Origin of the sequence: Ectopseudomonas khazarica, assembly GCF_004521985.1 — a bacterium.
GTDB lineage: Bacteria > Pseudomonadota > Gammaproteobacteria > Pseudomonadales > Pseudomonadaceae > Aquipseudomonas > Aquipseudomonas khazarica.
Map to the genome: position 1 here is coordinate 118,476 of NZ_SBHZ01000011.1, position 16,666 is coordinate 135,141.

General features: G+C 66.7%; 21 protein-coding genes. 7 read left to right on the forward strand and 14 right to left on the reverse strand.

What is annotated here, in order from left to right; translation table 11 throughout:
• Positions 1 to 42 precede the first annotated feature (42 nt).
• A complete protein-coding gene (locus tag EPK82_RS15665) occupies positions 43 to 462 on the reverse strand; it encodes an NUDIX hydrolase (protein ID WP_134677153.1) in 420 nt (139 codons plus the stop codon).
• Between the two features lie 38 nt (positions 463 to 500).
• Positions 501 to 1,202 carry a YebC/PmpR family DNA-binding transcriptional regulator gene (locus EPK82_RS15670; RefSeq protein ID WP_037056142.1) on the reverse strand — a complete coding sequence of 234 codons (702 nt, stop codon included), beginning with the start codon at positions 1,200 to 1,202 and terminating at the stop codon, positions 501 to 503.
• A 217-nt stretch (positions 1,203 to 1,419) separates the two neighbouring features.
• Here EPK82_RS15670 and EPK82_RS15675 point away from each other — a divergent pair, with 217 nt between their 5' ends.
• A complete protein-coding gene (locus EPK82_RS15675) occupies positions 1,420 to 2,460 on the forward strand; it encodes a DUF1176 domain-containing protein (RefSeq protein WP_244229986.1) in 1,041 nt (346 codons plus the stop codon).
• On the opposite strand, the gene EPK82_RS15680 is transcribed toward EPK82_RS15675, so the two are convergent.
• On the reverse strand, positions 2,457 to 3,191 hold the full coding sequence (locus EPK82_RS15680; protein WP_037056145.1) for a sulfite exporter TauE/SafE family protein: 735 nt from the start codon (positions 3,189 to 3,191) through the stop codon (positions 2,457 to 2,459). The genes EPK82_RS15675 and EPK82_RS15680 overlap by 4 nt on opposite strands.
• Before the next feature lie 185 nt (positions 3,192 to 3,376).
• Between EPK82_RS15680 and EPK82_RS15685 the strand changes: the two genes are divergently transcribed.
• Positions 3,377 to 4,270, forward strand: a complete 894-nt coding sequence (locus tag EPK82_RS15685) for an EamA family transporter (protein ID WP_134677157.1) — start codon at positions 3,377 to 3,379, stop codon at positions 4,268 to 4,270.
• A 19-nt stretch (positions 4,271 to 4,289) separates the two neighbouring features.
• Here the strand turns inward: EPK82_RS15685 and EPK82_RS15690 are convergent, their stop codons facing one another.
• From EPK82_RS15690 to EPK82_RS15705, 4 genes are all read right to left on the reverse strand, one after another.
• Positions 4,290 to 4,823 carry a DUF1003 domain-containing protein gene (locus EPK82_RS15690; RefSeq protein ID WP_134677158.1) on the reverse strand — a complete coding sequence of 178 codons (534 nt, stop codon included), beginning with the start codon at positions 4,821 to 4,823 and terminating at the stop codon, positions 4,290 to 4,292.
• A 119-nt stretch (positions 4,824 to 4,942) separates the two neighbouring features.
• Entirely contained in the window at positions 4,943 to 5,224 is a 282-nt protein-coding gene (locus EPK82_RS15695) for a peptidylprolyl isomerase (protein ID WP_037056152.1), read from the reverse strand.
• A 90-nt stretch (positions 5,225 to 5,314) separates the two neighbouring features.
• Positions 5,315 to 5,893 carry a hypothetical protein gene (locus EPK82_RS15700; protein WP_037056153.1) on the reverse strand — a complete coding sequence of 193 codons (579 nt, stop codon included), beginning with the start codon at positions 5,891 to 5,893 and terminating at the stop codon, positions 5,315 to 5,317.
• 13 nt (positions 5,894 to 5,906) lie between these two features.
• Positions 5,907 to 6,509, reverse strand: coding sequence for a hypothetical protein (locus EPK82_RS15705; protein ID WP_134677160.1), 603 nt, complete (start codon positions 6,507 to 6,509; stop codon positions 5,907 to 5,909).
• A gap of 289 nt (positions 6,510 to 6,798) precedes the next feature.
• Between EPK82_RS15705 and EPK82_RS15710 the strand changes: the two genes are divergently transcribed.
• Positions 6,799 to 7,248 (forward strand): hypothetical protein, encoded by a 450-nt coding sequence (locus EPK82_RS15710; protein WP_134677162.1) that lies wholly within the window; start codon positions 6,799 to 6,801, stop codon positions 7,246 to 7,248.
• A 10-nt stretch (positions 7,249 to 7,258) separates the two neighbouring features.
• Here EPK82_RS15710 and EPK82_RS15715 read toward each other — a convergent pair whose 3' ends face one another.
• On the reverse strand, positions 7,259 to 8,311 hold the full coding sequence (locus tag EPK82_RS15715; protein ID WP_134677164.1) for a GGDEF domain-containing protein: 1,053 nt from the start codon (positions 8,309 to 8,311) through the stop codon (positions 7,259 to 7,261).
• A gap of 241 nt (positions 8,312 to 8,552) precedes the next feature.
• On the opposite strand from EPK82_RS15715, the gene EPK82_RS15720 reads away from it, so the two are divergent.
• Positions 8,553 to 9,359 (forward strand): CAP domain-containing protein, encoded by an 807-nt coding sequence (locus tag EPK82_RS15720; protein ID WP_037056161.1) that lies wholly within the window; start codon positions 8,553 to 8,555, stop codon positions 9,357 to 9,359.
• A 9-nt stretch (positions 9,360 to 9,368) separates the two neighbouring features.
• Here EPK82_RS15720 and EPK82_RS15725 read toward each other — a convergent pair whose 3' ends face one another.
• Positions 9,369 to 9,956 carry an NAD(P)H-dependent oxidoreductase gene (locus tag EPK82_RS15725; protein WP_134677166.1) on the reverse strand — a complete coding sequence of 196 codons (588 nt, stop codon included), beginning with the start codon at positions 9,954 to 9,956 and terminating at the stop codon, positions 9,369 to 9,371.
• Between the two features lie 151 nt (positions 9,957 to 10,107).
• On the opposite strand from EPK82_RS15725, the gene EPK82_RS15730 reads away from it, so the two are divergent.
• Positions 10,108 to 10,416: a putative quinol monooxygenase gene (locus EPK82_RS15730; protein WP_134677168.1), complete on the forward strand. Its 309-nt coding sequence runs from the start codon at positions 10,108 to 10,110 to the stop codon at positions 10,414 to 10,416.
• Here the strand turns inward: EPK82_RS15730 and EPK82_RS15735 are convergent.
• Positions 10,403 to 10,822 (reverse strand): helix-turn-helix domain-containing protein, encoded by a 420-nt coding sequence (locus EPK82_RS15735; protein ID WP_037056167.1) that lies wholly within the window; start codon positions 10,820 to 10,822, stop codon positions 10,403 to 10,405. The two genes, EPK82_RS15730 and EPK82_RS15735, sit on opposite strands and share 14 nt — an antisense overlap.
• Positions 10,823 to 10,895: 73 nt before the next feature.
• Between EPK82_RS15735 and EPK82_RS15740 the strand changes: the two genes are divergently transcribed.
• Positions 10,896 to 11,375: a DUF2938 domain-containing protein gene (locus tag EPK82_RS15740; RefSeq protein ID WP_244229988.1), complete on the forward strand. Its 480-nt coding sequence runs from the start codon at positions 10,896 to 10,898 to the stop codon at positions 11,373 to 11,375.
• A gap of 8 nt (positions 11,376 to 11,383) precedes the next feature.
• Here the strand turns inward: EPK82_RS15740 and EPK82_RS15745 are convergent, their stop codons facing one another.
• From EPK82_RS15745 to EPK82_RS15755, 3 genes are all read right to left on the reverse strand, one after another.
• Positions 11,384 to 12,592: a hypothetical protein gene (locus EPK82_RS15745; protein ID WP_197035125.1), complete on the reverse strand. Its 1,209-nt coding sequence runs from the start codon at positions 12,590 to 12,592 to the stop codon at positions 11,384 to 11,386.
• An 88-nt stretch (positions 12,593 to 12,680) separates the two neighbouring features.
• The gene (locus EPK82_RS15750) at positions 12,681 to 14,690 is read right to left on the reverse strand and encodes a peptidase U32 family protein (protein ID WP_047585131.1); all 2,010 of its coding nucleotides are present in this window, start codon (positions 14,688 to 14,690) and stop codon (positions 12,681 to 12,683) included.
• Between the two features lie 81 nt (positions 14,691 to 14,771).
• Positions 14,772 to 15,230 carry a BRO-N domain-containing protein gene (locus tag EPK82_RS15755; protein WP_134677171.1) on the reverse strand — a complete coding sequence of 153 codons (459 nt, stop codon included), beginning with the start codon at positions 15,228 to 15,230 and terminating at the stop codon, positions 14,772 to 14,774.
• 117 nt (positions 15,231 to 15,347) lie between these two features.
• Here EPK82_RS15755 and EPK82_RS15760 point away from each other — a divergent pair, with 117 nt between their 5' ends.
• On the forward strand, positions 15,348 to 15,758 hold the full coding sequence (locus tag EPK82_RS15760; protein WP_037056173.1) for a transcriptional regulator: 411 nt from the start codon (positions 15,348 to 15,350) through the stop codon (positions 15,756 to 15,758).
• 13 nt (positions 15,759 to 15,771) lie between these two features.
• Here the strand turns inward: EPK82_RS15760 and EPK82_RS15765 are convergent, their stop codons facing one another.
• Positions 15,772 to 16,536 carry an AraC family transcriptional regulator gene (locus tag EPK82_RS15765; protein ID WP_134677173.1) on the reverse strand — a complete coding sequence of 255 codons (765 nt, stop codon included), beginning with the start codon at positions 16,534 to 16,536 and terminating at the stop codon, positions 15,772 to 15,774.
• Positions 16,537 to 16,666: the final 130 nt, after the last annotated feature.

The following is a 16,666-nucleotide window of genomic DNA, read 5'->3' on the forward strand; positions in this document are numbered from 1 at the left end:
CGTTGCCGTGGATCAAGAAACCGCCGGGCGTCGAGGGTGGCCTTACCGGGTGCGCGGGTTGCCAGGCAGGCGTTGCAGGGCCGGCAGCACCTGTTCGCGCAGCAGCGGCGCGAGGTCGTCGGGCAGGGGCGCATCGAGGGCCAGCCAGCGCAGTTCTTCCAGCTCGGCAGCCGGTTGCACGGGGTGGGGCAGGCTGGCGCGGTAGATGTCCGCCTGCAGCCAGGTGTCGGCTTCGTTGGCAGCCGCCGCCTGGAACTGGCCAAGCGCGTGCAGCGCATCGGCGTCCAGGCGCAGTTCCAGCTCCTCGAACAGCTCGCGGCCGAGTGCCGCCAGCGCGTCCTCACCGGCTTCGCGCTTGCCGCCGGGCAGCATGAAGAAGCGCGTGTTGCGCTTGCGTACCAGCAGCAGGTGGCCGCGTTCGTCGAACAGGCAGGCGGCGGCGATGTGCAGGGTGGTGGTCATGAGTCAGGCAGCGGGCGTCCGGGGACGCCCGCCAGGCATCAGCCGGCGAGGCCGACGTAGACGTTCTGCACGTCGTCGTGAGCGTCGATGGCCTCGAGGAAGGCTTCGACTTCTTCCATCTGCTCCGGCGTCAGGCTGGTGACCGGGTTCTTCGGACGGTAGCCGAGCTTGGCCGAGTTGACGGTGAAACCTTGCTCCGGCAGCGCCTTGCACACCGCGTCGAGGTCGGTCGGGTCGGTGATGAACAGGGTCGCGCCCTCGTCATCGGGCACGAAGTCCTGGGCGCCGGCTTCGATGGCGGCCAGCTCCGGGTCCGCGCCGTCGTCGCTGCTGGCCTCGATCAGGCCGACATGCTCGAAATCCCAGCTCACCGAACCGGAAGCGCCGAGCTGGCCCTTGCGGAACAGCACGCGGATTTCGGCGACGGTGCGGTTGACGTTGTCGGTCAGGCACTCGACGATCAGCGGCACCTGGTGCGGCGCGAAGCCTTCGTAGAGGGTGCGCTCGTAGTTGACCACCTCACCGGACAGGCCGGCGCCTTTTTTGATGGCGCGGTCCAGGGTGTCCTTGGGCATCGAGGCCTTCTTGGCCTGGTGGATGGCAAGGCGCAGCTTGGGGTTCATGTCCGGGTCGGCGCCGTTGCGCGCAGCGATCATGATTTCCTTCACCAGCTTGCCGAAGATCTTGCCTCGGGCATTGGCGGCGGCTTCTTTGGGTTTGGCTTTCCACTGGGCGCCCATCTGGGGTCTCCTGGCCGATAGGTGAAAAGGCGTCGGCACGTAAGCGCGGCCTGACGATCGGATAGGCTGCGGATTCTAGTGCCTTGCGCGCCTCAGGGCACCTGCAATTTCGCCTGGCTGTCGTGCCGGCGTTCGCGTTGCGACGCCGTGGCGCTTGCCTGGGCCGGCATGGCGGCAGAACATGGCGGCCCCGCGCAATCGTCAGAAGGAGTTGCTCATGCCGCGTTGGAGTCCGTTCATGGCCTTGTGGGTCGCCGCCACGGCGCAGGCCGCGCCCGAACAGGTGCCGCTGTACCGCGAGATCAAGGATTGGGTGGTCGCCTGCGACAACCTGCGCGGCTGCGAGGCCATCAGCGCTGCCGACGGTTTCGACTACCGGCCCCTGAGCCTGAACCTGCAGCGCGCTGCGGGGCCCCGGGCACCGTTGCAACTGTCCTTGCACTATGCCGAAGCGGGCGGTTACGCACCGCTGCAACTCGATGGCCGGCCCCTGGCGAGTGCCGGGCGCCTGCGCCTGACGGAAGAGGACGACGGGGCCGCGTTGCTGGCCGAGGGCGCCGATGCCCAGGCCGTGCTGGCCGAGCTGCGCAACGCCAGTCAGTTGCGCATGGACGAGGAGCGCGAGTACGAGGCGGTGGTCTCGCTCAGCGGCCTTTCCGCCGTCCTGCTGCTGATGGATGCCGTGCAGGGGCGGGTGGATACCCAGGGTGCCCTGTACCGCCCGGGTTCGCGCCCGGACAGCGAGGTGCCGGCTGCGCCGCCGGCACCTGAGCTGCGCGCTCATCCCGGTGTCACGCCGCTGAGCGAACGCGAAAGCCAGGCCATCGCCGCTGCGGTGATGGCGCAAACCCGTGACCAGTGGGCCGAAGAGGACATGGGCGGCGAGCCCGAGGCCGAGGCTTACGCGCTCAACGAGCGCGAAGCCCTGGTGCTGATCCAGACCTGGTGCGCGGCCTACAACTGCGATTTCGCGGTGTACCGCGTCGACCGTCAGGCGCCGCATGCGCAGCGCGATCTGCAGCTCGACCCGCTGCCACTGGGGCATGACGGGCTGTCCGGGTGGGTCAGCTACGACAGCGACAGCGGCGAGCTGGCCTACCTGTACAAGGGTCGCGGCATTGCCGACTGCGGCGAGGCCGGCAGTTGGCGCTTCGATGGCGCGCGCTTTCAGCTGGCCTCGTTCAGCTATCTGGGGCGCTGCGCCGCGCGCAATCCCGGCGAATGGCCCGTGCTGTGGCGAGTGGCCGCGCCCGACTAGAGGTAACGCCAGATCAGCTGCACGCCCGCCAGCAGGATGCCCAGCCGGGCGATGCGGTAGAACCACAGGTGGTTGATCCGCGATTGCAGCCACAGGCCGCTCCAGACCCCCAGCGGCACGATGGGGGCGAGCATCAGGCTCAGCAGCAGGTTGTCCCGGCTGAATTGGCCCAGCGCGGCGTAGGGGAACAGCTTCGCCGCGTTGGTCAGCAGGAAGAACAGGTTGACGGTGGCGACGAAGCGCACCTTGTCCAGCTGCTGCGGCATCAGGTGCATCATCACCGGCGGGCCGCCGGCATGGGCGACGAAACTGGTGAAGCCGGCCAGCGTCGACAGCAGCGTGCCGCGACCCTTGTGCAGCGGTCGTGGGGCCGGGTGGCTGGCGATCAGGCCGAGGCCGACGAACAGGATGGCGATCACCCCGATCAGCAGGCCGATGGCGCGCTCGTCGAAGAAGCCGAAGGTCAGCGAACCGATGGCGATGCCCAGCGCCGCGCCGGGCAGCATGACCCTGAGGTTGGCCGTGTCCCACTTGCGCCAATAGGCCTTGAGGCCGACCACGTCGGCCAGGCAGAGGATCGGCAGCATGACGGCCACGGCCTGCTTCGGCGACGTCGCCAGGGCCAGCAGCGGCACGGCGAGACCGCCCAGCGCACCGCCGAAACCGCCCTTGGACAGCCCGGTGAGGAAGATCGCCGGCAGGGCGAACAGCAGGAAATCGTGCAGGGTCATGGCGGGCCACGGGCAGGAGACGAGGGCGCAGGTTAGCAGGCTGGCGAGCGACTGGCTGCGTGGCCGGCGCGAGGTCGAGGACGACGCGCCACGCACTGTGTGGTGTTTTTCGCTGCGTTCTGTGTCTGCCGGCCTGTCGCCTGCGCTGCTCTAATGGCCGCTCCCTTCATTCGAGGACTGTCTCCATGTCGCCCAAGGATCTGCTACTGGCGTTGCTGGTGATCGTCGTCTGGGGTCTGAATTTCGTGGTCATCAAGGTCGGCCTGCACGGCATGCCGCCGATGCTGATGGGGTCGCTGCGCTTCATGCTCGCCGCCTTTCCGGCGATCCTCTTCGTGCGGCGCCCGCAGGTGCCCCTGCGCTGGATGCTGGCCTATGGCATGACCATCTCGCTGGGCCAGTTCGCCTTTCTGTTCTACGCCATGTACGTCGGCATGCCGGCGGGCCTGGCGTCGCTGGTGCTGCAGTCGCAGGCCTTCTTCACCCTGTTCTTCGCCGCGCTGTTTCTCGGTGAGCGCCTGCGTGGCAGCAACCTGTTCGGTTTGCTGGTGGCGGCCAGCGGCCTGGCGCTGATCGGCCTGCAGGGCGGCCAGGCGATGACCCTGGCCGGCTTCGCCCTGACCATCGCGGCAGCGTCGATGTGGGCGCTGGGCAACGTCGTCACGCGCAGGCTGGGCAAGGTCAACCTGGTCGGCCTGGTGGTATGGGGCAGCCTGATACCGCCGCTGCCGTTCCTGGCCCTGTCGTTCTGGCTGGAAGGCCCCGAGTTGATCCTGCATTCGCTGCAGAGCATCAGCCTCGACTCGATCCTGGTGCTGGCCTACCTGGCCTTTGGCGCCACCATCCTCGGCTATGGCCTGTGGAGTCGCCTGCTGTCGCGTTACCCGGCCAGCCAGGTGGCACCGTTCTCGCTGCTGGTGCCGGTGGTGGGGATCAGCTCCTCGGCGCTGCTGCTGGGCGAGCGCCTGGGCAGCCTGCAGATGGTCGGCGCGTTGCTGGTCATGGCCGGGCTGCTGATCAACGTCTGGGGCGGGCGCCTGCTCGACAGCTGGCGCCAGCGCGCACCCGGCGCCGTCTGAACCGGCGCGCTGCCGTGGATCAGGCCTCCGGGTGCTTCTCCGGCAGGCGCTCGAGGATCTGATCCAGGCGTTGCTGGATGCGCTGGTCGATCTTCTCGTGCAGACGCATGATCTCCAGCTCGGCCCGCAGGTTCACCTCGAAATCCAGGCGCGCGGCCACGCGGTCCTTCGCCGCCTGGCGGTTCTGGCTCATCATGATGATCGGCGCCTGGATCGCGGCCAGGGTCGACAGCATCAGGTTGAGAAAGATGTAGGGGTAGGGATCGAACGCCAGGCCGAAGTGCGCCAGCACATCGCTGTTGAGCAGCATCCAGCCGAGCATGGTCAGCGAGAAGCAGACGATGAAGGTCCAGGAACCGCCCACCGAGGCGACCCGGTCCGACAGGCGTTCGCCGAAGGTCGATTCGGCATCCGAGGCATCGGCCACGTCGCGGCTGATCGGGCGGCGCTGGCGAATGGTTTCCAGGACGTGGGTTTCTTCCGGCTCGAGCTCGTGCATGGCTTTGCCGAGCAGGTGTTGGGCGAGTTGTTGCAGAGGGTGCGGGGTATTCATCGGGCGCAGCTCGCGTGAGGGGATGGCGAGATGCTGAACCGGATGCGCGCCGCTGTCACCGGGGACAGCGCGGAGAAGGGCGCGAAGGGCCGTGTCGACGGCCCTCCGCTGGCGGCGGGTCAGTCCTGGCGGCTGGTGACTTCCAGCAGGTGGTAGCCGAACTGGGTCTTCACCGGGCCCTGCACTACGCCGACCGGCGCGCTGAATACCACGGTGTCGAATTCCTTGACCATCTGGCCCGGGCCGAACGAGCCCAGGTCGCCGCCGTTGCGGCCGGACGGGCAGCTGGAGTTGTCTCTGGCCAGTTGGGCAAAGTCGGCGCCACCTTCGATGGCGGTTTTCAGTTCGTTGCACTTGTCTTCGCTGGCAACCAGGATGTGGCGGGCAGTGGCGCGGGCCATGGGATACCTCCTATGAATTGAGCGGCAGAGCCTAGCGCAATCGACCCGACAAGCAAACGGTCGGCTTCACGCTTGGCTGCGCCAGGGCGATTACAGCAGGTCCTTGTCGACGGCCTGTTGCAGGGTGCTCTGCGTCAACTGCCGGAGCAGGTTGTCGCTGCGGTCCTGGAAGGGCACGGCAAAGATCAGGAACAGGTGCATCCAGGTCGTCAGCGACTCCTGCTGCTGGGCGGTGCCGAGTTTCTCTCCATTGCCGTCGCGTACGGCCATGCTCATCGTCAGCGTGTTGTCGAAGGCGCCGGGAATCAGGAAGAAGGTCGCCCCGGTCAGTACGGCCAGTCCCATGTTGCCCGTCTCGTGGTTGTGCAGGGTGACGGTCAGGTACAGGTCGGACTCCTCCTGGGCGGTGGTCACGCGCGAAAAGCGACCGCTTTCGGAGAGCGTCTGCGAGATCACTTGTTCCAGTTTGGCGACGTCGGCCGTGCTGACGCGCGGGTTGTCATTGACCTGGTATTCGCCGAAGACCTTGAGGTAGACGCTCGGTTTCTCCTGTTCGGGCGAGGCGAGCGGCCATTGGTCGACCGTCTGCAGCGAGTGATGGGAGTAGGTCATGCAACCCTGCAGGCTGGCCGAGGCGATCAGCAGGATCAGTGCAAAGAGTTTCTTCATGGGGAAATCCTTTTCAGTGGGTCAGTTGTCGGGTGCCGTCCTGCAGCAACTGCTCGACCAGCTCGGTCAGCTGCTGTCCGCCAGACGGGAACATGTAGTCGTAGTCCCAGAGGCCGGTGTTCTTGTCCACCACCAGGTTCTTCTGCGACAGCGCCAGTTGCCGGCCCTGGTCGTCGAGGATCTGCAGCTCGGCTGCCAGGTCGTACTTGTCGACGTAGATCGGTCCGTTCACCCAGATCCAGATCGTCAGCGTCAGCAGTGCGCCAGGGAAGTAACCCGGGTGTGGCGTGCGTTTGCCTTTCAGCGAGGAAAAGTCGAACTGCAGCTGGACGTCCTGTTCATTCAGCTTGGCGGGGAAGCTGATGACGCGCTTGAAGTACTCGCCCTTCTCGATGTGCTGGCTGATCTGGGCGGTCAGCTGGTTGCCGATGTTGCGACGGGTGTTTTCATCGATACGCGTGTCCGTGACCTTGACGTCCTTGATCATCGCGCTGCCCGGCAGGGAGTGTTCGATGATCTGGCTGGGAGGGTAGATCGGACCTGCCGGGGTGAACGACATGCAGCCGGTCAGGGTCATGCCGGCAAGGCCGGCCGCGAGAAAGCGTGCTTTGAACATCGATGAAGCATCCTTGGCGTATTGCTGAAAGGGCAGGTATCCGTCGGTGGTATCTGGATTTCCGCCTGAGCGCTGTCCCTCTGCCATCCTTCGGCGCGGCGGGATATTAGCGTCAAAATGCCATCATTGGAATGGCGAGCTGCAGTGTCTTTCCGCTTCGCCTGGCAACGGATTGCCTCGCGTCGGCAACGTGCTGCCGACGCGGGCCTGGAAGCCCCGTGGATACTGGCTTTCAGAGCTGGCCCGTAATCTGCTTTATCAGAGGCTGAACGCTTTTCGCGGAGGCCCCATGACCAGTATCAACAACAGCACGCCTGCCATGCTCAGCTACTACGGCAGCCAGCTCAACAACCGTTCCAGCGCTGCCAGCGGCGACAGCGACACCTCGAGCAGCCAGGACCCGCTGGCCGATCTACGCCGTTTCGCCAAGCAGGTGGTGGCGCGCAGCGAGGGTGGCTTGCTGCGCGCGATGCAGGGTGGCACGGCGCAGGCGGCCACCGGCCTGCAGGGCCTTGGCGAGAGCAAGGCGGCATCGTCTTCGGCGATCCAGTTGCCGGATGTCGAGGACCTCGACCGCGACGATGCGGCCAAGCTGCTGGAACAGGTGCAGAAGATGGTGGATGGCGGCATGGACGGCAGTGTGCTGATCGCCGGCCGCAACGGCGAGCAGCAGACCGACTCGCTGGAAACCTACCGCCAGTGGCTGCAGGAGAAGGGCGGGCTGAGCGTCTACGCCTGATGCCGCTGGCTCAGCCGGGGACCGCGTCGATCGCGCTGGCCTCGTCTTCGTCCGCGACCACCTGATTGCGCCCGGCGCGCTTGGCGGCGTAGGTGCGCCTGTCGGCGGCCCGCATCAGTTCGTCCAGCGACTGGCCGTCGCTGCCCAGGCTGGCCACGCCCGCGCTGAGCGTCATGGGCACGGCGCTGCCGGCCACCTCGAGCGGTTTGTCCGCCAGGCGCTGGCGCAGGCTTTCCGCGATCTCCCGTGCGCGCCCCGGCGGGGTGCTGGGCAGCAGCACGGCGAATTCCTCGCCACCCATCCGGCAGAACAGGTCATTGATGCGCAACCGCTGCGTCAGCACCGTGGCGAAGTGGGCCAGGGCGCGGTCGCCGACCTCGTGACCGAAACGGTCGTTGATCTGCTTGAAGTGATCGATATCGACGAACACCAGTGACAGCGCGGTGTCGTTGCGCAGGGCGTGCGCGCGTTCGCGCTCGAACACTTCGCTCAGCTTCATGCGGTTCGCCAGGCCGGTCAGTGCGTCCGTGGTGGCCTGCTCGATCAGGCGCTTCTCGTTGAGCACCCGGCTGCGTTCGTAGATATGGGCGAAAATCATCACCGCGAGGCTGGCCAGGCCGAGGTTGGCGAGTATCACGGCGTTGACCAGCTGCTGCTCCGCCGGCAGGCGCTGGTTGAAGGTGAACAGGCCGATGCCGACGAACAGGATCGAGCCGTACAGGCCCAGGCGCAGCCCGAGTAGCATGTAGCAGATGATCGGAATGGTCTGAATCCAGGCGAACACGGCGAAGGTGGTATGTGGGCGCGACAGCGCCACGATCATGATGCTGAAGAACGGCAACAGGTAAATCGTGGTCAATAGCTGCAGATTGCGCGTTCGATCGATGATCATCAGCATGTACAGCGACACGCCGGCGTAGCCGATCTCGAGCGTGGCCAGCAGCCAGTTGTCGCGCAGCAGGTTGACCACGAAGAAGAACAGGCCGCCGACCAGGGTGATCCAGAGCAGGGCTTTGAGGACCAGGCGTCGATGTTGTTCGTTCTTGGCGAAGTGATCGGGCATTGGCTGTTCTCTGGCAGGATCGGGCAATCGTCTGGGTGGTTCGAGATGACACCTGGGGCTTATGCAGGAACCCTGCCGTCTGCGCGGCAAACCCACAATCACTGAGGGTTTCGCGCAGGTCGGCGCTGATCATGATGCTGTGCTGGAGATGGCGACAGAATCACGACGTTAGTGGAGAGAGGGCGGTATGACAACGGCAGGCAAGAGGTGGGGACGCGGATCAGGGCTGCTGGCACTGCTGATGGTGGCCGCCGTCACCTCGGTACAGGCGAGCGAAGATGTGGCATTGATCGACGCGATCAACGCCTATCGGGGCGAAATACAGCGCTGCGGCGTGCAGGCCTCGGAGCCATTGCCACCGCTGGCGGACGACCCGCGCCTGGTGCTGCCGGCCAATGGCACGGCGGACCTGCAGGACGCGCTCGGCGCCGCCGGCTATCCGCTGGTCAACGTCAAGGCCATCACGCTTTCCGGGCCGCGTGATGCGCGTTCGGCCATGCAGGCGCTGAGCGAGAGTTTCTGCCGGGTGCTGCTCGACCCGCAGTTCATCGACGTCGGGGTCAGCCAGCAGGGGCGTGACTGGCGCATCGTGCTGGCGCGGCCACTGCTCAGCGGTCGCCTGCAACCCTGGCAGGCCGAGGGCGAGAAGCTGCTGATGGCGATCAACCGGGCGCGGGCCCAGGCGCGCCATTGTGGTGCCCAGGCCTTCGGCGCAGCCGATCCGCTGGCCTGGAATGCGCCGCTGGGCAGCGCGGCCGAAAGCCACAGCCGGGCCATGGCCAACGACAACTTCTTCGCCCACCAGGGGCGCGACGGACGCACTCCGGGCGATCGCGCCGAGCTGGCCGGCTATGGCGGCGGACGCGTTGGCGAGAACATCGCTGCGGCGCTGGATACGCCGGCCAAGGTCGTTGAGGGCTGGCTGGCCAGCCCCGGACATTGCGCCAACATCATGAACCCCGAGTACAGCGAACTGGGCGCCGCCTACGCCAGCGACCCGCAGAGCGATGCCGGCATCTACTGGACGGCGCTGTTCGGCGGGCAGTGAGCCGCCGCCTCAGGCGCGGGCGAACAGCGTGGCCAGGTGCTGTTCATAGCGCGCCACGTCGCGCTCGATGTCCGGCACCTTCATCACGTCGTTGCAGATGAAGGTGGGCAGGGCGCTCATGCCAAGAAACTCGTTGGCCTTGTGGAACGGGAAGTACACCGCGTCCACGCCCTTGCCCTCGAAGAAGTCGCTGGGGTCTTCGAACGCCTGCACCGGCGCGTTCCAGGTCAGCGACAGCATGTACTGCTTGCCCTGAATCAGGCCGCCGCTGCCGTACTTCTGCGAGGCATCGGAGCGGGTGCGGCCGTCGTTGGCGTAGAGGCTGCCGTGGCCGGCGGTGAACACCTCGTCGAGGTAGCGCTTCACCGTCCAGGGCGCGCCCATCCACCAGCCGGGCATCTGGTAGATGACGACATCGGCCCAGAGGATCTTCGCGACTTCCTCGTCGACGTCGTAGCCGCCGTCGATGAAGGTGGTCTTCACGTCGCAGCCGGCGCGATCGAGGAAGGCCAGCGCCGCGTCGTGCAGGGTGCTGTTGTACTGGCCGTGGGAATGGGCGAAGGCCTTGCCGCCGTTGAGCAGGAGGATCTTTTTCATCGGGTGTCTCCAGAAAATGTGGCGGCAGGTTAACCAGCCCCGCGCGTGCGAAACACCCAGGCACGCTCAAATGATTGTTGACTGAAAGTCATGAAATTGAGCGTTTGGCATGCGCTAGCCTAGGGTTTTCCTCACCTGCCCAGGAGCCCTCATGCACGCATTCATCCTTCACGCCCACACCCGGCCCGAGCAGGCCTCAGCCTTCGAACACCTGTTCCGTGCCTACGTCGAGCCCAGCCGTGCCGAGCCGGGCTGCATCGAGTACCACATGCTGCGCGACGCGCAGGACCCGACGCTGTTCATCTTCTACGAGGTATGGGCGTCGCAGGCCGCCCTGGACGCGCACATGGCGCTGCCGCACATGCAGGCGTTCCATGCACGGCGCATGGACTACCTGCGCCGCGATCTCGAGGTTCGCCGGGTCGAGGTGCTCCTGCCCGCCGCGCTCATCGCGCAGTAGCCCGGCTTCTGCTGGCCTGCCGGCTGGCCAGGGTCATCAGGCGCTGGAAGGTGGGGCAGGCCAGGTGGTTCTCGGCCGGGCATGCCGCCGCATGGCGCAGGCCGTCGCGAATGGCGCTGAGGCGGCGGATGGTCTGGTCCAGCTGTTCGGCCTTGCGCTCCAGGCGCTCGCGGTCGATGGCCGGGCCCCCTTCGCTGGCGAGCATCCCGGCGATGTCTTCCAGCGAGAAGCCGGCGGTACGCCCCAGCGCGATCAGCGACAGGCGTTGCAGCACCGACTCGGCGAACACCCGCCTCAGGCCGTTGCGGCCGATCGAGCGGATCAGCCCCTTTTCTTCGTAGTAGCGCAGGGTCGAGGCCGGCAGCCCCGACCAGCGGGCGACGGTGCCGATATCCAGCTCTTTCATGCTTGACCTCAAGTCGACTTCAACTGGCAGCCTTCTATCACAGGCATTTCAGCAAGGTTGAATGGAGGTGGTCATGGTAGTCGAAATCATGGTGCTGGGCGTCGGCGCGACGCTGTCGATGGACCTGTGGGCGTTGCTGCGGCGGCGCTGGTTCGGCGTGGCGTCGCTGGACTATGGCTGGGTCGGGCGCTGGCTGGGGCACATGCGCCACGGCCAGTTCCGCCACGCGGCGATCGCCAAGGCGGCGCCGCTGCGGGGCGAGCGTCTGCTCGGCTGGGGCTTCCATTACCTGACCGGGCTGTTGTTCGCCGCCGCTTTCCTGGCCTGGGGCGGTCAGGCCTGGCTGCAGCGTCCGGCGCTGCTGCCCGCGCTGCTCTTCGGCGTGCTCACGGTGGCCGCGCCGCTGCTGGTGATGCAGCCGGCCTTCGGCATGGGGATGGCCGCGAGGCGCACGCCCAAACCCTGGCTGGTGCGGCAGCGCGCGTTGCTGACGCACCTGGTGTTCGGTCTGGGCCTGTACCTGAGCGGGGCGGCGCTGGCCTGGCTGGGCTGACGCCTGGCTCAGCCCTCGACCGGGATGCTGAACAGCACCGCCGCCAGGCCGACCAGGCCGAGCAGGGTGAAGCCGGCGATCTGCAGGTGACGCCGCAGGCTGGCCGGCTGCTGCGCGGCGCGTACGGCGGCCAGCAGCGACTGCACGCCGTAGTACAGGGCGAAGGCCCGCGAGGCGTGGCTGATGATCTCGAAGACATCGAACAGCCAGGTCAGCAGCAGGCCGGTGAGGGTCAGCAGTACGTAGCCGTGGCGCGCGCGCAGGCGCTGGCCGCTGAGTTCGTTGATCAGCCCGCCCGAGGCGCTGGTGTCGGCCACCGCGGCGCTGAACTGGGCGCTGAGGGCGGCGGCGATCAGCAAGGGCGGCAGCACCAGGGCGACCACGCCCATCAGGTCGATGATCGCGGTCTCGTCCAGGGTCATCGTCTGCTGGTGGAAACTCAGCGTCAGCAGGGCCGCATAGACCAGGTAGATGGCGCTGGCGAGCCACTGCGCATGGCGCATCGAGCGTACGCGCGTGGCGGCGTCGTAGTGCTGGCCGAGGTAACGCGAGGTCTCGAAGCCCTGCACGGTGACGATCAGCCCCAGCAGCAGCTGCAACGCCAGCGTGCCCTGCGTGCTGGCCGGGCTGTAGGCCAGCACGCTCGCCATGTCCTGCTGCGCGGTATGCACGGCGAGGCCGGCGAGCAGGCTGGCGATGATCGCCAGCTTCAGGCTCACGGAGAACTTCTCCAGGCGTTCCATCACGCTGAAGCCGCGCAGGTAGCCGGCGGCGAGGATGAGCAGGTAGATCAGCGTGGTGATGACCTTGGGCAGCGTGCCGCCCCGCACGTCGACGATGCGCCCGGCGAACGCACCGAAGAGGTTGAGGTAGTAGGCCACGGAGATGAAGTAGGCGAAGGCCAGCACCCAGGACGACAGCCGTTCGCCAAGGTCCTGCAGCGGCGTGCCCCGGCCCTGGGGCGAGTCGCCCAGGTAGCGGATGTTGAAGCGCATGGCGCTGCCGAAGGCATAGCCCAGGGCGCACAGGACGAGCATGGCCAGCGGCGCCCAGCTGCCGAAGTTGACCAGCATCACCGGGCCGAGGATGAGGAAGCCGCTGCCGATGATCGAGGCCAGCGGGGTCACGGTGGCGCGCCACATCGGTGCCTTGGCGACGCGCGGCCAGAACAGCAGGGCGGCCACCAGCAGCAGCGTCAGCACGATCATCGCGGTCACTCGCGGACCTCCGGCAGTCAGGGATTCGAGGGCGCCTATTCAAGCGCCATGCGCCCGGCGCTTCAAGCGCGCGGGCGCAGGCTGTGACTCAGTGCGAATAGCCCTCGGGCTTGCGGATGGTCTTGAGCAGGTCATCCGGGGTGATGTGGCCGACCACCTGGGTGGCGGCACTGCCGGGTTGTGGCAGGTCGAGGATGTGCCCCTTCATCTTGCCGATCACGTGCATCTCGCACGGCTTGCAGTCGAACTTCAGGGTCAGCACTTCGTCGCCGTGCACCAGCTGCATCGGCGCGACCTTGGTGCGCACGCCGGTCACGCCCTTGGCTTGCTTCGGGCACAGGTTGAAGGAGAAGCGCAGGCAGTGCTTGGTGATCATCACCGGCACTTCGCCTTCTTCTTCGTGGGCCTCGTAGGCCGCGTCGATCAGTTGCACGCCATGGCGGTGGTAGAAGTCGCGGGCCTTCTGGTTGTAGACGTTGTAGAGGAACGACAGGTGCGACTCGGGGTAGACCGGCGCCGGATCGCTCTCGGCCTTGCGCTGGCCGCGCGGGTGGGCGGCGACGCGGGCCTCGGTCAGCGCCTCGATGGCCTCGCGCCGCAGCGCCTTGAGCTGCGAGTTGGGCACGAAGAACGCCTGCGGCGCGTCGAGGCTGACGCCCTGGGCGTGGTAGATGGTGGTGCCGAGCTGGGTGAGCAGGTCGCGCAGGCCATCCAGCGCCTGCTCGGGCTTGTTGGCGGCGCCGAACGGGCCGGGCAGGGCGACCTCGACGCTGATGCCTTCTTCGCTGGTCGCGGTGAGCTTCAGCGCGTCTTCACGCAGCTCGACCTTCCAGTTCACGCCGATGCGGCGCTCGGCGCTGGTGCGCTGCAGCGCTTGCTGCCAGTTGTGGTCGAGGTTGCGCGAGAGCGGATGGTTGGGACGCAGGCGCAGCAGGCCATCGGGCATCTCGTTGGGTTCGACGCGGTAGCGGTAGCGCTTCTCGCCGTCCTCCTCGAACTCGCCCTTGAGCTCGGCGATGTTGGCGCGAAAGCCCACCACCTCGCGCTTGACCAGCACATTGAGACCGTCGCCGTTGGACAGCGGCGCGTGGGTGACGGCGATCAGGTCGCGCTTGTTCACCTTCTCGACATGGCCGACGGCGAGCCCGGTGAAGGTCGGCGAGTCGAAGGCGCCGATGTCCACCTTGCGTTCGGTGACGAAGTAATCGGTGCTGCCACGGTGGAAGGTCTTGTCCGGATCGGGCACGAAGAAGTGCGCGGTACGCCCGCTGGAGGCGCGGGCCAGGTCCGGGCGATCCTCGAGAATCGCGTCCAGCTCGCGGCGGTAGTGGGCGGTGATGTTCTTCACATAGGCCACGTCCTTGTAGCGGCCCTCGATCTTGAACGAGCGCACGCCAGCTTCCACCAGGGCGCGCAGGTTGGCGCTCTGGTTGTTGTCCTTCATCGACAGCAGGTGTTTCTCGTAGGCGATCACGCCGCCTTTCTCATCCTTGAGGGTGTAGGGCAGGCGGCAGGCCTGCGAGCAGTCGCCACGGTTGGCGCTGCGCCCGGTCTGCGCGTGGGAGATGTTGCACTGGCCGGAGAAGGCCACGCACAGCGCGCCATGGATGAAGAACTCGATGGCGGCATCGGTGGCATCGCTGATCGCGCGGATCTCCTGCAGGTTCAGCTCGCGCGCCAGCACCAGCTGGGAGAAACCGGCCTGGTCGAGGAACCTGGCCCGTTCCAGGGTGCGGATATCTGTCTGGGTGCTGGCGTGCAGTTCGATGGGGGGGATGTCCAGGTCCATGACGCCCATGTCCTGCACGATCAGCGCATCCACGCCCGCGTCGTAGAGCTGGTGGATCAGCGCACGGGCCGGCTCCAGTTCATCGTCATGCAGGATGGTGTTGAGGGTGGTGAACACCCGGGCGTGATAGCGGCGCGCGAACTCCACCAGCTTGGCGATCTCGCTCACCTCGTTGCAGGCGTTGTGCCGCGCGCCGAAGCTCGGGCCGCCGATGTAGATGGCATCGGCGCCATGCAGGATGGCCTCGCGGGCGATCTCGACATCACGCGCAGGGCTGAGCAGTTCCAGGTGGTTCTTGGGCAGGGACATGGTGATTTCTTTTATCAGGCTGGGCACACGGGCAAGGTGCGCATTGTAGCGGCCTGATGACCCTGCGGCACCTGGGCGTGATCAACGGCGCTCCGTGCTGCCGTCCAGGCCCAGCAACTCCGGGCGTGTGCCGAAGACCTGCATGACGTCGCCCAGCGACATCCACCAGTCGTCATGCCATTTCAGCACGCGCAGGCGTTTGTCGGCGGTGTTCAGCTGCCGGTAGCTGGGCAGCCCCACGCTGCTGAACAGGTGCGGCAGCAGGGTCTGGTACAGCCAGGTGCGCAGGCGGCGTGCGCGCGGGCTGGCGTCGTTCAGGCTGAGGCGCAGCAGGTTCTCCAGGTCGATCATGGCCTGGGGCGTTTCCTCGTTGCCGAACAGGATGCCTTCCGGGCGGCACAGGCGCAGCAGCGAGGCGTTCCAGTCATCCATCTCCAGTGCCTGGCAAACGGGGCCGGCGGCGAACCAGAAGTGTCCGTCGGGCGTGCGCTGGACCGTGAAGCGGATGTCTTCGAAGCTGGGGTGGAGTGGGCTGATCATGGCGCTCTCCTTGTGCACGAAACAGCGATCGGTGAAATGCGATGAAATCATGAATTTCATATAAAATACAACAGACTGTTCAATCTAGCGTGGGGGCGGAATTTAACGTCCGCGTCCATGACCGAGAAATCCGAATTCGCCCAGCGGCTGCGCAGCGCCATGCTCGCAGCTGGATATCCAGACCGCCCAGCCGTGCTCGAACGCGAGTTCAACTCGCGCTATTGGGGACGTTCGGTGACGTTTCAGGCTGTTTCGCGCTGGCTGCGTGGCGAGTCGATCCCCTCCCAGGACAAGCTGCAGGTCCTGGCCGAGTGGCTGCGCATCGAGCCGCAGGTGCTGCGCTTCGGTGAGCGGGCCGGGGTGACGGTGCGCGAGCAGCGCGGGCGCTGGGAGGACCCCAAGTTCTACCAGGAGCGCGAAGTCATCGAGACCTTTCTCGGCCTGCCTGCGCAGCAGCGCAAGGTGGTGCGTGAGGTGGTGATGGCCCTGGCCCTGGCGGCCAAGGCCAACGGCGAAGGCGAGCGCTGACGGGGCGGCGGCGTCACCGATAGAAGGCCGAGGGCGTCACGCCGAACTGACGGCGGAACGCGGCGGCGAAGGCGCTCTGGCTGTCGTAGCCGTGCTGCAGCGCCACCTGCAGCACGGGCAGGCCCTGCGCCAGGGCTTCCAGCGAGAGCAGCAGGCGCGCCTGCTGGCGCCAGCGGCCGAAGGTGACGCCGGTGCTGCGCTGGAAATGGCGGTGGAAGGTCTTGCTGCTCATCGCCAGTTGCGCCGCCCAGTGTTCGGCCGAGTCGTTCTGCGCCGGGTCATCCGCCAGGCTCTGGCACACCCGGGCGATGCGCGGGTCACTCGGCCAGGGCAGGTGCAGCGGCAGCACCGGCAGGCTGCTCAGTTCATCCAGCAGAAAGCGCATCAGGCGGCCATCACGGCTGTCGGCGGTGTATTGCGCCGGCACCAGGGTGGCGGCCTGGATCAGCTCGCGCAGCAGCGGGTTGACGTCGATCACGCGGTTGCCAGCCGGCAGCCCCGGGGCGGCATCGGGATTGACGAACAGGCTGCGCACGCGGGTGACGCCGCGCATGTGCAGGGCATGTTCGCAGCCGGCCTGCAGCCACACGCCCCGGTTCGGTGGCGTCACCCAGCGCCCGGCCGGGGTATCGACCACCAGCACGCCTTCGATGGCGTAGATCAGCTGTGCGCGCGGGTGGTTGTGCGACGGCACCCGGTGGCCGCTGGGGTAGTCGACGGCCACGCCGGTGACCGGCATGGCCAGCGATTCATAGGGCAGTTCGGTGTGATCGACCATGGCGGGCTTTGCGGTGGGAGGGCGAGCCAGCCTAGCGCTGTGCCGTCAGGTTGTCCATTTCGCGACAGTGATAGGCCATTTGGCGTGAGATGGTCGAGGCCGTGCGCTCTACGCTGGGCACTCATCCATG